Annotated in this window: 13 protein-coding genes; 1 reads left to right on the top strand and 12 read right to left on the bottom strand. The window is 50.1% G+C overall.

Annotation, left to right across the window (positions count from 1 at the left end):
- Positions 1 to 6: 6 nt before the first annotated feature.
- From gspG to ACJJIN_RS05465, 7 genes are all read right to left on the bottom strand, one after another.
- Positions 7 to 435, bottom strand: coding sequence for a type II secretion system major pseudopilin GspG (gspG, locus tag ACJJIN_RS05495; RefSeq protein ID WP_282932708.1), 429 nt, complete (start codon positions 433 to 435; stop codon positions 7 to 9).
- 267 nt (positions 436 to 702) lie between these two features.
- The gene (gene gspF / locus ACJJIN_RS05490; protein ID WP_413665695.1) at positions 703 to 1,920 is read right to left on the bottom strand and encodes a type II secretion system inner membrane protein GspF; all 1,218 of its coding nucleotides are present in this window, start codon (positions 1,918 to 1,920) and stop codon (positions 703 to 705) included.
- Between the two features lie 2 nt (positions 1,921 to 1,922).
- Positions 1,923 to 3,419, bottom strand: coding sequence for a type II secretion system ATPase GspE (gene gspE, locus ACJJIN_RS05485; protein ID WP_444897204.1), 1,497 nt, complete (start codon positions 3,417 to 3,419; stop codon positions 1,923 to 1,925).
- Positions 3,416 to 5,431, bottom strand: coding sequence for a type II secretion system secretin GspD (gene gspD / locus ACJJIN_RS05480; protein WP_444897203.1), 2,016 nt, complete (start codon positions 5,429 to 5,431; stop codon positions 3,416 to 3,418). The genes gspE and gspD overlap by 4 nt, the downstream gene beginning before the upstream one ends.
- Before the next feature lie 57 nt (positions 5,432 to 5,488).
- Positions 5,489 to 6,184, bottom strand: coding sequence for a type II secretion system protein N (locus ACJJIN_RS05475; protein WP_444897202.1), 696 nt, complete (start codon positions 6,182 to 6,184; stop codon positions 5,489 to 5,491).
- A 220-nt stretch (positions 6,185 to 6,404) separates the two neighbouring features.
- Complete coding sequence (locus ACJJIN_RS05470; RefSeq protein ID WP_413665691.1) at positions 6,405 to 7,334, bottom strand: electron transfer flavoprotein subunit alpha/FixB family protein; 930 nt, start codon at positions 7,332 to 7,334, stop codon at positions 6,405 to 6,407.
- Positions 7,334 to 8,083, bottom strand: coding sequence for an electron transfer flavoprotein subunit beta/FixA family protein (locus tag ACJJIN_RS05465; protein WP_282932702.1), 750 nt, complete (start codon positions 8,081 to 8,083; stop codon positions 7,334 to 7,336). The genes ACJJIN_RS05470 and ACJJIN_RS05465 overlap by 1 nt, the downstream gene beginning before the upstream one ends.
- Positions 8,084 to 8,437: 354 nt before the next feature.
- Here ACJJIN_RS05465 and ACJJIN_RS05460 point away from each other — a divergent pair, with 354 nt between their 5' ends.
- A complete protein-coding gene (locus ACJJIN_RS05460) occupies positions 8,438 to 10,075 on the top strand; it encodes an electron transfer flavoprotein-ubiquinone oxidoreductase (protein WP_444897201.1) in 1,638 nt (545 codons plus the stop codon).
- A 56-nt stretch (positions 10,076 to 10,131) separates the two neighbouring features.
- Here the strand turns inward: ACJJIN_RS05460 and ACJJIN_RS05455 are convergent, their stop codons facing one another.
- From ACJJIN_RS05455 to ACJJIN_RS05435, 5 genes are all read right to left on the bottom strand, one after another.
- Positions 10,132 to 10,500: a hypothetical protein gene (locus ACJJIN_RS05455; protein WP_444897200.1), complete on the bottom strand. Its 369-nt coding sequence runs from the start codon at positions 10,498 to 10,500 to the stop codon at positions 10,132 to 10,134.
- A gap of 321 nt (positions 10,501 to 10,821) precedes the next feature.
- Entirely contained in the window at positions 10,822 to 13,542 is a 2,721-nt protein-coding gene (locus ACJJIN_RS05450; RefSeq protein ID WP_444897199.1) for a TonB-dependent receptor domain-containing protein, read from the bottom strand.
- A gap of 122 nt (positions 13,543 to 13,664) precedes the next feature.
- Positions 13,665 to 15,332 (bottom strand): beta-helix domain-containing protein, encoded by a 1,668-nt coding sequence (locus ACJJIN_RS05445; protein ID WP_444897198.1) that lies wholly within the window; start codon positions 15,330 to 15,332, stop codon positions 13,665 to 13,667.
- 545 nt (positions 15,333 to 15,877) lie between these two features.
- Positions 15,878 to 16,432: a DUF1285 domain-containing protein gene (locus ACJJIN_RS05440; RefSeq protein WP_444897197.1), complete on the bottom strand. Its 555-nt coding sequence runs from the start codon at positions 16,430 to 16,432 to the stop codon at positions 15,878 to 15,880.
- The gene (locus ACJJIN_RS05435; RefSeq protein WP_282932697.1) at positions 16,425 to 17,111 is read right to left on the bottom strand and encodes a TetR/AcrR family transcriptional regulator; all 687 of its coding nucleotides are present in this window, start codon (positions 17,109 to 17,111) and stop codon (positions 16,425 to 16,427) included. The genes ACJJIN_RS05440 and ACJJIN_RS05435 overlap by 8 nt, the downstream gene beginning before the upstream one ends.
- Positions 17,112 to 17,223 lie beyond the last annotated feature (112 nt).

Raw genomic sequence — 17,223 nt, 5'->3', positions numbered from 1 at the left:
CAGGTGTTACAGGTCAGTAACGTAGATATCAGCAGCTTCGCCCTCACCGCCCGCTTTGCCATCGGCACCGAGGGTGAATAGGTCGTAGGCACCGGCACTGCCTGGGCTGATGTACTGATATTCATAGCCCCAGGGATCTTTTGGCGCTTTCTTCAGGTAGGGCTCAGTCCAGTTCTTCGCTTCGGGGAAGCCGGATGGGCGGGATACCAGTGCCATCAGGCCCTGATCAGAGCTGGGGTAGACAAAGTTATCCATGCGATAAAGGTCTAATGCAGTCTCGATAGCTTTAAGGTCAACCCTGGCCGCTTTCATTCGAGCTTCGCCGGTCTTGCCAAGAACATTAGGTACAACTAGTGCACCAAGCACCCCGAGAATTACGATCACCACCATAATTTCAATCAGGGTAAAGCCACCACTTTTACGTAGGGTTTTCATTTTTCTCTCCTAGTTCACTCTAACTCTGGGAACCCCAAGGGTCACGATACCCTTCGTGACCCCAATTATTTAAAAGTCACCAAATCAGTAAATTACACGATTCCCCAGACTAAAGCAGCAACATGCCCAGCAAAACTGCCGCTCCCAGCCCAACAAGAATCTTCGACGCCTCTAGCAGTGTAAAGCCGGCGCTGTTGCGCAAGGATTTCATACCAACCTCCTAAAGCAGCTACGCAATTTCTCTTTGACCTACACCTAATTTGAGCATTAAACGACCAATTCGTTCATGCTCAGAATTGGCATCATAATAGCCATAACGATGAACAACACGATGGCAGCCATTATCAGCAGCATCAGAGGTTCAAAGATACTTACAAAGGCAGTTACCGCACCCTGCAAATCCTGTTCTTGCGAATCCGCCGCACGCTGAAGCATTTCATCGAGAGTGCCCGAAGATTCACCACTTGCGATCATATAGATCATCATCGGTGGGAAATAGCCTACATCTTCCAGGGCTTTACGAAGGCTCCCGCCCTCGCGCACGCTCTTTTGAGCCGCATCGAGTCGGTCTTTAAGGAAGGTATTGGTCATTACTCCACCGGCGATACCCATGGCTTGAACCAGCGGCACACTGCTGCCCGTAAGAATCGCCAGGGTCCCTACATAGCGAGCACTCTGTGTCCCTCGCATCATCCAGCCAATAATTGGCAGCTCCAGCAAACGGTGGTGGAAACGATACCGAATTGCCGGGCGCCGCAGCATCATCACAGCGCCAAAAATGAGCGCCCCAAGTGCCGGCGGCACCAGCCAGCCCCAGGCAGAAATAAAATCGCTCATGGAGACCAGGATGCGGGTAGCCAGCGGCAAAACCTGCCCGGTGCCGGTAAATACCTCGATAACATCAGGTACCACGTACACCATCAAACCGGTTACAACCAATACACAGATAAATACCAAAACAACTGGGTAGATCAGAGCCAGCTGCACCTTCTGCCGAAATTGCTGCTGCCCTTCCGTATAGTCACCAAGGCGATCCAGCACCGCATCCAAATGACCAGAGTGCTCCCCTGCTTCAACCGTAGCGCGATAGAGTTTGGGGAATGCCCGTGGAAAACTGCTCAGGGCCAAGGCGAAACTGTGCCCTTCAAGGATTTTGCCCCGAACAGCCAATACCACGCGTTTGATTTTTTGGTTACGAGTCTGATTGGCAATGGCTCCAAGGGTTTCTTCCAGGGGAATACCCGCTCGAAGCAAAGTGGACATCTGCCGAGTTAGCAGGGCCAGGTTTTTAACACTCAGCCCAGGGCTACCAGATAGAAAGCTGGCACCGCCCTTCTCTTCTTTCTCGGTGGCTGCACTGACTTCCAGAGGCACCATACCTTTGGCGCGCAGCTGCTGCCGCGCAGCGCGCGCGCTATCCGCCTCGAGCGTACCGCGGCTCTTGCGGCCGGATGCTGCCAGCGCTGTATACTCAAAAGCTGCCACAATCAGGACTCCTGCGTAACTCGTAGTACTTCCTCAAGGGAGGTCCTACCCGCCAGTACTTTCTCTACGCCATCGTCACGGATGCTGGGGCCAAGCTTGCGGGCTTCTGCAACCAACTTGCTCTCTGAAGCGCGATCGTGGATCAATTGGCGCATCACTTCGTTGAGCGGCACCAATTCATAGATACCGATACGGCCGACATAGCCACTGTGATTACACTCTTCACAGCCATTAGGTCGATAGATGATGGCTTCCTCATCAGGCCCGACGCCCAAAACCTCACGCTCGCTGCTGTCGGCCACATGAGGTTGCTTGCATTCAGGACACAGAACTCGCACCAGGCGCTGGGCAAGAACACCAATCACGCTGGACGACAGCAGGAAAGGCTCAATTCCCATGTCCACCAGACGGGTTACCGAACCCAAAGCCGTATTAGTGTGCAGGGTTGAGAGCACCAAGTGTCCGGTCAAACTCGCCTGGATTGCAATCTGCATAGTCTCCAGATCTCGAATCTCACCGACCATCACTACATCCGGGTCCTGACGCAGGATCGCGCGAAGCCCCCGGGCGAAAGTCATATCAGCTTTGGTATTAACCTGAGTCTGTCCAACCCCTTCCAGGTTGTATTCCACCGGGTCCTCGACCGTCAGAATGTTCTTCTCACGGTTATTGATACTACCGAGGCCAGCATACAAGGTGGTGGTTTTACCGGAGCCCGTTGGTCCGGTCACCAGGATAATGCCGTGGGGATGTGCCAACAGGTCTGTCATCACGCGCAAGTCGCGATCTGCCATCCCCAGCTTACTCAGGTCCATTTTGCCCGCTTGCTTATCCAGCAGACGCATTACCACCCGCTCTCCCGCCGATGACGGCATGGTAGAGACACGTACATCTACCTCTCGGCCAGCCATCAAAAGGGAGATCCGGCCATCTTGAGGCACACGTTTCTCGGCGATATCCAGCTTTGCCATTACTTTAATACGGGATACCAGCAATGGAGCCAGAGCGCGCCGGGGTTGCAGTACTTCACGAAGTACGCCATCGACCCGGAAGCGCACGACGAGGCGCTTCTCAAAGGTTTCAATATGAATATCCGAGGCGCCCTGCTTGAGCGACTCGGCAAAAATTGCGTTGATCAATTTGACGATAGGCGCATCGTCTTCCTGTTCCAACAAGTCCTCAGTCTCAGGCAGCGAATCGGCAACCGCTGCAAGATCCAGGTCTTCACCCAGGCCTTCGACTTCGGAGAGGTTGCCACCCTCCCTGTTTTCATACAGGCGCTGCAAAGCACCCTGGAAAACATCTTCCTCTACAGCCTCCAAAGATACAGCCGCACCACTGATGCGCTGTACTTCGGCAACCGCTGATGGACTCAGCGGCGCCACATATTGGCAGAGGGGTTTGCCTTCCTGCTCGGTTAACAGAACCTTGTGACGCTTTGCGAAAGCGTAAGGAAGGCGGCGAATTGTTGGAGTCCCTGTTCCTGTTTCAGCCGTCATTTAGCTTCTTCTACCTCCAACACCTCAACCTCAACATCCACATCTTCTTCGACTGATTCAATGGCAGCACCATCTATAGAACCATCTACTGGCGCAGGGCTCTCGTTGTAGGTGCCTGTTGGCGGCATCAGGTCAGGTAGTACATCACCGCGGTGCCAATCCCAGATCAGGCTGGTGCGGTCTTTCAGGAATATTTGCTTCTGCTGCATATCCATGTAGCGCTTGCGCGTCTCCTCATAGCCAGCAACTTGACTACTGAGGATTCTGGGACGCAAGAACACCATCAGATTAGTTTTGCTAACACTCTTCTCAGTGTTTCTGAACAAGCGACCAATGCCGGGAATATCACCGAGGAGAGGCACTTTGGACACGGTTTCATTAACCTGATCTTCCATCAAACCACCCAGTACCAGGATCGCGCCATCATCGATCAATACTTTTGTGCGGATCTCACGCTTGCTGGTAACGATGTCAGAAGCCCCTTCCGCTGCAGCCGTAGCAGAAGACAAAACGTTTTCAACCTTTTGCTCGATCTCGAGAGTTACCGAGTTGTTGTTATTCACACGGGGAATCACTTTAAGAGTGGTACCCACATCCTCACGCTGGATGGTGGTAAACGGATCATCATTGCTACCAGACAGCAGCTGTTCACCGGTAATAAAAGGTACGTTCTGGCCCACCAAAATCTCAGCTTCTTCATTATCCAAAGCCATAATCGTTGGTGTAGAGAGGATATTGGTATTGCTCTCTGACGCTACGGCATTAATCGCAGCACGGATATCACCGCCACTGAGGTAGCCCAGGTGCAATGCGCCAGCTCCCACCAAATCAGTCACAGGAAGTGAAAATGGATTGGGCTCCCCATCGGAATCCGTACCTAACTGGTTATTCCAGCCGGCAACAGCATTACTGCCGGAACCAGCAATCCAACTAATACCCAGTTCGCTACCTGTACCTTCAACTACCTCTACAATAATTGCCTCAATCAAAACCTGCGCTCTGCGCACGTCCAACCTGGCAATAACACCCTTCATAGTTTCAAGGAGGGCGGGAGGAGCAGTTAACACCAATGCGTTGAGCGACTCGTTAACTTGAATGCTGACTTCAATATTCGCCGCTTGCTGGTCTTTCTCTGTGTTCTGGATACTACCGCTCATACCCTCGAGGATAGGCTTCAGATCTGCTGCATTGGCATACTGGATATAAACAACTGCGGTGTTACCTTCGCCATCCAGCGGTGCATCGAGACGACCTATTACCGTCTTAATCTGCTGGCGGGTAACAGGGTCTCCGGTCAGGAGAATACTATTGGAGCGTTCATCAACAGAAATACGCAGCGGTTGCACTTCCTTACCCGCTTTGCCTCCACTCGATTGAAGTAGATCGGTAAGAACTTGCTTTACTTCCTTCGCAGAAGCAAACATCAACGGCACCACTTCAATATCAATAGCGCCGGCGCGGTCAAGTTGCTTCACCAGGCGAATAATCTGGTCAATATTCGCAGCGCGGTCAGCAATAATCAGAGTGTTGGTATCAGCATAGGCAGCCAAGTGCCCAGTTTGCGGAATCAGCGGGCGCAACATAGCAATCAGCTGTGAAGCGGAAATGTTCTCAACCCTTATAGTGCGAACAACCAGGGATTCCGCGGGAGCTCGAGTGGCCTCATCTGCGACAGGTATCGCCTGCTGCTTGGCCAGCGCATCGGGAACCACTTTCCAGGTTCCGCCCTGTTCCACCAAACTAAAGCCATTGACTTGAAGCACCGACATAAATACATCAAAGGCTTCATTGTGAGTCATTGGGTCACCGGCAACTACGGTGACCTTACCCTTAACATTCGGGTGGACAATAATATTTTTGCCAGTGAAATCAGCAGCCCAATTGATCAGATCACGAATGTCTGCATTGTCGAGAGAAAGGGTAACCCGCTCCGGGCCCTGAGCCAGCGTTGCAGTACAAACAAAAAAACTCAATCCGACCGCAAGCAGCCGTCGATAAAACATCTTCATCATTATTTATCTGGCTCTAGTAAATGTTCAAAAAATCAAAACAATCTAGGTAGATAGTTTTTATTTAGGCTCACGCTGAGCACGACGCTCGCGGGCCAATTCACGCAGCTGCTCCATTCTCTCCCGAATGTTCTGCTGGTTCTCATCTCTTTGAGCAGTTCTTCTGGAGGAGCTGGAACTTGACGTTCTCTGTCTGGAACTGCTGACGCCTCTCAATGGTACGTTTGGCCTTCCGTCCACTTCTGGGTATGTCAGTTTTTCCATCCTGCCATTACGACGAAGAACCACATGGTCAACCTCAACAGAATAAAGTTCGGCGCCACCTGGAAGCCGATCACCGACATACAAACGCTTGGAGGGTTTACCTTTCTCCGACACCAGAGCACTGGCTTTGGTTTTATTGGAGCTGTCAAAAACACCGGATAAAACAATATTCAGCTGAGTCAGAGGAATATTTTCGAGGTCGACTTCAGGGACTTCTGTAGTCTTTTTAGGTTCAGCACGTCCAAAGAACGGCGTGCTGGGAAGACTGGCAGCGCTGGGGGGAGGAGCACCTCTCGGGCTTTTGCGCTCCGCGAGCAGGGATTCCTGAGGATCGCTTGGGACCAATAGGGAGCCATAGGCAAACAAATTGCCAGACAACCACAACAGGCCAATAGCTGACGCCGCCATAGTGCCACGGGAGAGACCTTTGCTCGACTCGCCCTGGGCAAACTTATTGCCAATTGAGCCAACGGCTCGCGCTAGAGGGGACATGAACATACCCACATACAAGTTCAACTTTCTGAGGTTATTGGTTTTTGACGCCTATTTTCTTGCCTCAGCCCGGGAAAGGCAACGCTCTTTCAAGTTAAACGCCACAAACCCTCATTTCGTCCCTTAAATTGCACACTAGTTCCGCAGGTTGTCACCAAAAAACGAAAAAAGGCGGCATGACGCCGCCTTTTTCAATGCCCGCTAGTATAGCAATCGGACATTACAGCTTTGTTTCAAGCTCTGGTACAGCTTCAAACAGGTCAGCTACCAGACCGTAGTCAGCAACGGAGAAGATCGGTGCTTCTTCATCTTTATTGATGGCTACGATAACTTTGGAGTCTTTCATACCTGCCAAATGCTGGATTGCGCCAGAGATACCAACGGCAATATACAGGTCAGGAGCAACGATCTTACCGGTTTGGCCAACCTGCATATCGTTAGGTACGAAGCCTGCATCCACAGCAGCACGGGAGGCACCAACTGCAGCGCCCAGTTTGTCGGCCAGCTTGTACAGCATTTCGAAGTTTTCGCCATTCTGCATGCCGCGGCCACCAGAAATGACTACGCTCGCAGCGGTCAGCTCAGGACGATCGGATACAGCCAGCTCTTCGCCGACAAAAGAGGAAACACCAGCGTCATCCGCGATATCTACAGACTCAACCGCTGCACTTCCACCTTCAGCTGCCACGGCGTCAAAGGCAGTGGTACGTACAGAGATTACCTTGATGGCATCGGAGCTCTGTACAGTGGCAATGACGTTACCCGCATAAATCGGGCGTTTGAAAGTATCTGCACTTTCAACAGCGACGATGTCGGAAATCGGCTGAACATCCAGCAGCGCAGCAGCGCGTGGCAGCATGTTCTTACCGGTAGTAGTGGCTGGAGCCAGGATATGACCGTAGTCTTTACCCAGGTCCGCTACCAACTTGGCAACGTTCTCAGCCAACTGGTGCTCGTAAGCAGCATTATCTGCCAGCAGTACCTTGGAAACGCCTTCAGCTTTAGCAGCAGCCTCCGCTACAGGGCCGCAGCCAGATCCAGCAACCAATACAGCAACATCACCACCAATAGCCTTGGCAGCAGCGATGGTGTTGAGCGTAGCGCCCTTCAGTTCGGCGTTGTCGTGTTCAGCAATAACCAGAATGCTCATCAGATTACCTTCGCCTCGTTTTTCAGTTTCTCTACCAGTTCAGCAACGTCAGCAACCTTAATGCCTGCTTGACGCTCAGCCGGCGGCTCAACTTTCAGGGTTTTGGTGCGGGGAGTAATATCAACGCCCAGCTCATCCGGGGTCGTGGTATCGAGAGGCTTACGCTTTGCCTTCATGATGTTAGGCAGGGAGGCGTAACGCGGCTCATTCAGGCGCAGGTCAGTAGTAACAATGGCAGGCAGTTTCAGTTCAACAGTCTGCAGGCCGCCGTCAATTTCACGAGTTACCTTAACAGCGTCGCCTTCTACGGCAACTTCAGAGGCGAAGGTACCCTGCCCCATGCCAGTCAAAGCACCCAGCATCTGGCCGGTCTGGTTGTTATCGCCATCGATGGACTGCTTGCCCAGAATTACCATTTGAGGCTCTTCTTTCTCAACAATCGCTTTCAGGCATTTGGCTACTGCCAGAGGCTGCAGCTCAGCATCGGTCTCAACCAGGATACCGCGGTCGGCACCCAGGGCCAGTGCAGTGCGGATTTGCTCTTGGCATTGCTTGGAGCCCATGGAAACGGCGACTATCTCGCTGACAACGCCTTTTTCCTTCAAGCGCACCGCCTCTTCTACTGCGATTTCGCAGAAGGGGTTGATAGACATTTTGACGTTGGCTGTATCAACGTCAGAGCCGTCCGCCTTGGGGCGAACCTTGACGTTGTAGTCAACAACGCGTTTCACAGCTACAAGAACTTTCATGGAAATCCCGTCTCAAATATGCTTTTTAACAGCCGCGACTGATAATTCACGTCGCGAACGGATACGGTGTTCTGGTCAAACAAGTGTTTGAACGGCGTGTATGGTGGCGGTTCTATAGCGCAAAATCAATAGTCAAATGGAAGTCCCTCCTGCCATTCACAAAATCTATTTCCGGGAATAAGAACCACCTATCCACCCCCAGTAAGCCGTTGAAATACAGCGCATTTGCCATAGCAAATGAATAGTCATGCAATTGGTAGGGTTGATTAAACGCCTATATAATCCGCCAGCAATATAAATGATAAGGCCGGATTGGCCGCAAAAAAGTTGAATACAACTGCTGAGGAGAGTGCCGTGGAACGCGAATCAATGGAATACGATGTAGTGATCGTGGGTGCCGGCCCCGCTGGATTGGCCGCGGCCTGTCGTATTCGTCAGCTCAATGAAGACGTCTCTGTATGTGTCGTGGAGAAAGGCTCAGAAGTAGGAGCTCACATCCTATCCGGTGCTGTATTTGAGCCCACCGCCCTTAATGAACTCTTCCCCGACTGGAAAGAACGTGGAGCCCCCCTCAATACTGAGGTAAAAGGCGACGACATCTACGTCCTGCGCAGCGAAGAGAACTCTATAAAAGTCCCCAACATGTTTGTGCCCAGCACCATGCACAACGAGGGCAACTACATTATCAGTCTCGGCAACCTGTGCCGTTGGCTGGCAGAACAAGCCGAAAGCCTGGGAGTGGAAATCTTCCCTGGCTTCGCCGCAGCCGAAATTTTGTACACCGAAGATGGCTCTGTGAAAGGTATCGCTACTGGCGATATGGGCATCGGCATGAACGGAGAGCAGAAAGACTCTTACATGCCGGGCATGGAGCTGCATGCCAAATACACTCTCTTCGCTGAAGGTTGTCGCGGTCACCTGGGCAAGCAGCTGATCGAACGCTTTAAGCTAGACGAAGATGCCGACCCACAACACTACGGCATCGGTATTAAAGAGATTTGGAAAGTCCCTGCAGACAAACACCAGCAAGGCCTGGTTGTTCACACTGCTGGCTGGCCGCTGGAACAAAGCTCCACCCACGGTGGCGGCTTCCTTTACCACCTCGAAGACAACCAGGTTGTTGTCGGCTTGATTACTGACCTCGCCTATAGCAACCCCCATGTGAGTCCATTTGACGAGTTCCAGCGCTATAAACACCATCCGGTAATCAAGCAGTACCTGGAAGGTGGCGAGCGCGTTGCCTACGGTGCCCGCGCCATAGTAAAAGGTGGCCTTCAATCCCAGCCGAAAATGACTTTCCCTGGCGGCCTGCTGATCGGTGATAACGCCGGCACCCTGAACTTTGCCAAGATCAAGGGCAATCACACCGCGATGAAATCCGGCATGATCGCGGCTGAGTCTGTAGTTGAAGCCCTCGCCGCTGAGCGCAATAGCGAAGAGCTGACCGACTACACCACCAAGTATCGCGATAGCTGGGCCTGGAAAGAGCTGCACATGCAGCGCAACTTCGGCCCTGCCCAGCACAAATGGGGCAACATTCTGGGATCTGCCTATGCATTTGTGGATATCAATATCTTTAAAGGCAAGCTTCCCTGGACCCTGCGCGACACCAAGGCTGATCACGCCCAGCTCAAGCCTGCTGCTGACTGCGCAAAGATTGACTATCCGAAGCCCGACGGCGTACTCAGTTTTGACAAGCTATCTTCCGTGTTTATTTCCAATACTAACCACGAAGAAGACCAGCCTTGCCACCTGACCCTGAAGGACCCAGAAGTTCCGCTGAGTCACAACCTGCCGATTTACGATGAACCCGCGCAGCGCTACTGCCCTGCCGGTGTTTATGAGGTTATTGAAGACACCAACGGTAAGCGCTTCCAGATCAACGCTCAAAACTGCGTACACTGTAAGACCTGTGACATTAAGGACCCAACCCAAAATATTGTCTGGGTAACCCCTGAAGGTGCCGGCGGCCCCAATTATCCAAATATGTAATTGGGTCTACTCATAAAAAAATGGCGCCGATGGCGCCATTTTTTTATGTGAGAAAGTTAATCTCGCAATATCCCTAAAGAGAGTAAAGTAGGTACCGTATAACCCCAGGCAGTATTTGAACAACCACTCACCCAAACGGCCACTCTTTTGTCAGCAACTAGTGCAGTCATAGCAACACTTAACTTTTGATCTGCATCAACCGCATCAGCCTGTATTACTATTCTATCAGACCTTTCGCAACCATCTGGATTGAGAAAGTCATCTGAATACGCCTCAAAAGCGATCTGATCATCACCCACTAAACGGACCGACTCTAACTTTCTTGTCCCACCATCACCAATGGCCCAAGCATTTGAAACAGCACTCAACAACAAAAAGAAGCCTATAGCTACCCGCTTAGCTCTATCAATATTTTTAAAATCCATGAATAAACCCTCTCCCTAAAACCTATAGTGTATTTAAAAAAACGCCAAGCAGTAGAAGTGTACCGCCTGATACTCAGGATTAGCAAAGAGCGGCTATATACTATGAAGTGAATCAACTGCTCTTCATTGAGATGCCCCTGATAGCGACATTATATCCATATCAAAAGCCATGCGAAGATAGCAATTTACGATGGGCCACCTCATCGCTTTAACATGTCACATAGAAACCTAGACGTTAGACAGCAGCAAATCTGCTCAAGAATACTAAAATGGGTAGACACACCAATGCGCGCCTACCCTCACTGAGACCTTCGACTAACTTTAGAACTTATACTGCGCACTCAATGCGAAAGTCTGCCCAACCTCCTCCTCAAAAACGGTGACACCCTGCCTCTCAATTTCAATGGCTTCACCCAAAAGGTTCTGCACTTTAGCCTTCACCGTCACCTCGTCAGTTGGATACCAGAAGTAAGTCAAATCCAGAGAGTGGAATGGCTGCTCAAATGAATCGGGATGAGGATCTCGCCCCGCTTTGTAAAGGCGCTCACCAAATACGTTGTAAACCAAGCTGGCAGAATGGTTCCCGTCCGGACTGTCAAAACCGAGCAGCATATTGACAACATAATCAGATGCACCAGTCATCTCGCGGACATCATTCGTCGGTGCATCGGCCTCATTACCGGCAACAATTTCCGAGTCTTGCAGAGTAATATTACCCTGCAAAAAGAAGCTCTCCAGTGGGTCAGAGATAAAACCAAGGCTTTTCATACCTTCTATTTCTATACCGGTAATCTCACCAGACTCAGCATTAATAATCTCCCGAGCAATATTGTCATCACTCGAGGCAGCTTCAAAGAATTCAATAGGGTTAATAATATCCTTATAGAAAGCCGAAATGGTCAGACTATCGCCACTATCAAAAAACCACTCCGCACGAATATCGTAGTTATCGATCTCTGACGGCCGAACACTTGAATTTCCCCTGATCTGATCATCCGTGTACGGATCAATATAAATAGCATCGGTGATTTCGCGTAAATCGGGCCTCACTGCAGTCTTGGATGCACCAAATCTCAACTGGAAGGTTTCCGCCCAGAATGACCCCATATAGGTCAAGGATAGCGAGGGATAAATATCGTCATCCGTATATACCGCTTCAGCCAACTCTTCAGGGTCATTCGTAATCTGCGGCTCACTTTGCGAGAAACTATAGGGGTTCCACTCTAAAGCAGCTTGACTATAGTCCTCCCATCGGGCCCCAGCTGAAATACGCCAGGTTTCCTCAAGGGTCCAATCGAATTTACCGTAGATCGCATCTGTCGAAGTAGCGGCCAAATAACTTTGCTTGTTACTGCCAGACTTGGCAAAAACAAAGTTATTTTCATCGTTAGTGATATTGGTATCGCTAAACACATCACTCAAAGGGTCATCAAGTATTGAGGGGTCAGCCACACTGAAGATATCCAATCCAAATTCAGTTTGCTTATAGGAGCGCCCCTTCTCAATTCGAGCAAACCCACCACTCAACTCCAACGAAGACGAGGAAAACTCAACGGGCAATGTTGCGGACCAACCGTAGTTTCGGACCTCATCCTCCAGCTCGGTAAATCGAAAACTCGCACTCCGCGAAGCAATATCCACCGTTGAGTTAATAACCTCTCCGGTTTCAGGGTCAGTTTCGGTGTTAGCAATCACCTCAACCTGATTGGGGATATCTGTCATCGCCGTTGAATCGGAGTAGAACCAGTCAACCACCAAATCCTCAGGCACCCAACTTAGGGAGCTGACGGACAGCAGGCCTTTTGTTTCTGGACCAAGAGAGTGACTTCCCTTTATTTGATGAAGCACCAGCTCCCGCTCTTCATACTTCAGGTCATAATTTCTCGATCCAGCGCCATCAGACAATAGACGATCTGAGTCAAAGTAATCCCTGATTGAAGTCTCATCGTCCGTATTCCTCAAATACAAACTGATACTCTCAACCGAATGCTCGTCCGCAAAACGTATACCTAGGTTTAAATTTCCACTGATATCTACGGAGTAAGTAGACTCGGTTCGACGGTCAACCTGCTCCTGTGGGTTACCGTAGTCACGAATAGTGCGCTCACTCTCCCTCCACTTACTCTTGTAGGAGGCTCCAGCCAGGAAACCGAACTCCCAATCGTCCCCGTAGTAGAAGCGATTCCCTACACTAGCCTTGTAGTCTTGGTCAGGATCGCTAGATTCCTCTTTAATAGAAATATCACGATTCAAGCTTAGGGCGAGTTCCCTATTTAGCGCTTGAGCCGCCTTTTCCGCTTCCTGGTTACTTGAATACTCATTCCCCTCAGTAATCAAGGTATCACGGATATCCGCAACTGAAATATTACCCTTGAAGCGTTGCAGTGCCGCAGATATCTCACCCGGCATCGCCCTGGTACCATCATCAGCACCCCAAATATCATCATCTCCACCGCTGTAGCTGAGCACATTACCATTGACTTCACTATTGGTGCCCGTACCAACTTCAATAGCGTAAGTCAGATCATCAGGTATCCCTTTGGTGCGGATATCGACATTACCACCTCCAAACGAGGCAGACTTATCAACTGAGTAGCTCTTCTGTACCGCTAGCGATTCCACGATAGAGGTCGGGAATAGATCTAATGGGATGACATTTCTGGTCAGATCCGGGGATGGCACCGTCGAACCATTGAGAGTTGTACTTGAATATCGCTCACCCAAGCCCCTTACGTAAACGAACTTGTCACTTACCAGGGATAATCCGGATACTCGTCGCAGCGCTGCGGCTACGGTAGAGTCCCCCACCCTGCTGATCATCTCAGCCCCGAGGATATCCGTAACTACCTCCTCCTCCAGGCGCTCGCTGATTAGGACTTCAGCAGAGTCCTTCAGCCGCCCCTGGACTACAACCTCTTCAATCCCAGGAGTGGCACTATCAACCAGTTCAGCATCCTGTGCATACACTCCAGCTGCAAATGTGGAGCCCGCAGCTACCGCCAAAACAAGCGGCGCCCTTTGAAATCTTTCGCACTTAACCATCTCTCAGGCCTCTTTTCATTCCTAAGAATCACGGTCTTAAATCAAATAAGGCGCCGACTCCATCAGCGAAGGCGGCGCCTTAATTGATTGGGATTAGCATCCCCAACCGCTACCTCGATCTATTACTCAAACCAGAGAGGTTGAGCGCGATCACCCTGGTGAAGACCGTAAGTCCAACCCTGAGTCCAATCGGTACCATCCTGCTCAAGCGCACCCAAATAGGCACGACCCAGTTCGGCAGAAACCGTAGGTGCAACGCCATCGATCACTTGAGCAGATGCATCAACTGTGAACATTGCAGGGGAACCGCCGAGCAAAACAAAGTCAGTATCGGCATTAGAGGTTGGATTAACTTCACCGGAGATAGTGGCAAATTGGTTACCGCTATCCACAGCCCAAGTCTCAACATTGAAGCTGTCTTCATCGGTTTTAGTGCGATCTTCACAGGCGAAAATGTTGGAAGTCAGAGCCACCTCAGTCCCAGCAGATGCTTCGCCGCGAGTTTGAGAGCTCTCAATACGCAGGCAGTAGTTATCGCCGGCCACGCCAGTCTCATCAGCAAAGAAGGAGGCCACAACTATAGAATTAGTGATCATTGGATAAATACCCTCACGCAGGCGCCAGCCTGCACCGGGGTCATGAGTACCCTCTTCTTGAGCGGAAACAATACAGGTCAGCCCGTCAATTACTGGTCGACTGTTGAGACCCTGGCTGATCAAGGTGGAATAATCAGCTCCATCACTATATGAACCGATGCCATCGGCCTCTATACAGTGATTGCCGTCAGTCTCACTTTGAATCACTAAAGCATTGGTAATACTTCCACGATAACCTTCATCAATATCAATGGAGTCATCGCGAACGTAGAGTGCAACATAATTTTCGACATCTACAGCGCCACCGAAGAACTCGATACCGTCATCGTAAGTTGAGTATGTTTGAAGGTTACGGATCGTTGTGCCATTACCTACAGCATCAAAAGCAATTCCGTTCAACTCATCACCACTAGCAACTTCTGCGCCAGTGTGTTTGACAACAACGTACAAAAGCTCTCCCGAGTTATCGGCATTGTTGTCACCGCCGTAGTAGGAGGTATTGTCATCAGTGGATCCTTCAGCAGCTACGTGACACTCGCCATCAAGAGTCAGATCACCACCGCCAATAGAACCTGTATATTGGCATTTGTTCGTTACACCAAAGCCATTAATAACCATTCCACCCCACTGTGAAACATCCTCCGGACCTACAGTGCCAAGAACATCAGTTTCTGACGTAAAAGTGATGGGAGATGTTTCTGTACCGCGAGCAAAGACTTGCGATCCACGGTTTACAACCATAAATGCTGAATTATCTTTAAAAGCGATAGTGGCGCCCGCCTCAATTTCCAGTTTTACGCCGTCACCACCCTCAGAAATACCGGCTGCTGCCAGGTCAGAATCGCTGGAGTAACTTTCTCCAACAAACAAACTGCCGCTAAAGACATGAGCTCCATTGCTATCCAGCGCAGTGAGATATAAATCTTCAGTTAATGGGTTTGCAGCAGAAACAAAATCAGTTGTGTAATAGCAGTTACCACCGCTAAATTCACCTTGTACACTTGAACTTTCTATAGTGGCACATGGATTTTCATCAGTGGAACCTCCGCCAGGATTTGTCACTGAATTATCTACCGAGTTGTCCACCGAGTTATCTACTGTTTCCGGCTCGATACTCACACCGCCACCGTCACAACCCGCTAATAGCGCAGCAATCGCAGCTGCCAGTAAGAGCTTATTTTGTACTCGCTTCATGTTTCCCCCTATAGGAATTTCAATCCAAAACTTTAATTGCTTCAACTCCGCCATTTTTAAAAAAAATAAATGGCAGCAGCCAAGCAAATAAAAACTATATTTTTTTGTTTCGCCGTAGCGATTTGGACGGAGGGAAGTTTAGAAATGCACTGTTGCGGATTTGTTACTTATTTAGATATTTCCGTAAATTATCGAATTAATATTTTATTTCTTTCAGAACAAATACACTTATATTTCCATAAGATTTCAAACACTATCTTTTTAATAGAAATGAAATACACCAACACCACAAATAAATAGTATAGATATGTATATTCCCGGGCTATTTTCCGGACTCAAGCAAGCACCGGCACAATCAAGTATAAATTCCACAGTGGTAATCAAAATACAGAAGCGATAGTGGCATCCACTAAATAGTTTGATGCTATAGAGTAAAGCAAATACTTTCTAAACTCGAACAGTGAAGAGCAAGGCTATGAATTAAAGCCCCAGCTACAAATCAGCGCTGAGGCGCGAGGAATCCGCCAGCAGGGACCGGGAGCTATCTAATTGCAAGAACCCAGCAGAAAATCTTTTCCGTCACTTTGCACAAAAAGCTTATCGGAATCGCGACCCCCTTCAAGCGCCCAGTCTGCCAACTGGTAAAAAACATCACGGGAAACGCGAGCCTGTAACCCCCCTCGAATCTCCAGGTAGGGGACTGGCTGCGGCGGAGCACCAAAGTCTCTCAGTTGCCACTGCCCCTCTTCCGACAGCTCAACAACGTCGCCCACATTTGTGGTGAAAAGTAGTTGTTGATGAGTACTCCCGGGGTTGCGGGCCACCTGAGTGATCACAAATGGAACATCCTCCACTGTGATTCGCAGCTTCTCGACAGGGGTGACAAGGAAGTATTCATCCCCCTCACGCTTCAAAATGCTGGCAAACAGTTTCACAAGAGGGTGACGACGAATCTCTGTTCCCTCGTGGATCCAACGGCCATCAGACTTGATGACCATATCCATGTCCCCACAAAGCTCTGGGTTCCACCTTTCTACAGGTGGATGCCCATGAAATTCAGCCTGTAATTTTTGCAGCTGCTGGAACAGGGGCTCAGCCAAGGGCGGACCCCGCAGAATCGCTGTGATGGCTTGTCTGGCTTCCCTCTGGCGTTTTGCGAGAGGACATATCACCGATATGCACACCCACATCCATAATAAACTCCATCAAACCTTCCCTGTCCTCTATTACATTGGCAAAAGACTTGGAGTGATAAAGCTCTACCGCCCCTTGCACAAGCGCCCAGTATGTTGAGTAATAGAAGTATGCAGGAACGTTCTTCAGCATGCCCTGCTCCATACGGCGCTCAAAGACCCGATTGAGAGAGGTAGCATTGGAATTACGAATATTGTGGAGCTCCGCAATCATTTCTGGAGCCAGGTTCAACGCGATAATCTTCTCCTCCAGGCGCTGGAAGAGTCTATCTTTGCCAGGATCGGCCATACGAGATTCAAAATAGGCGCGGGCTGGAGCGGTGATATCACCTTGCTCGGCCAAGGCTACAGCGGTCTTGAGACGTTCAGCGAGGGATTTTTCATAATCCATCAGCAAACGCATGTAGATTTCTGTCTTGGAAATAAAGTGCTTGTAAATCGTGCCCTTACCGATATCCACACGCTCGGCAATCTGTTCGACCGTGACTTTCTCTTCACCGTGCTCCAACAGAAGCTCCAGAGCCGCATCCAGGATACGCTGCTCCCGCGCGCGGAACCGCTGAACCTTCTCTTTTGCCTTATCCATACTTCCGACCTTCTTTGCCCTTAAAAATGGGGACTGAAATTGACTATTCATTCATGAATGATAGGCAATTCAAGTCGGTTGGAAAAGTAAATCGGGGAATTAGACTGCCTAA

Source organism: Microbulbifer maximicatervae (SeqCode), from assembly GCF_052467505.1.
The sequence above is the reverse complement of the archived record's forward strand: the minus strand, read 5'-3'. Positions and strand labels throughout refer to the sequence as shown.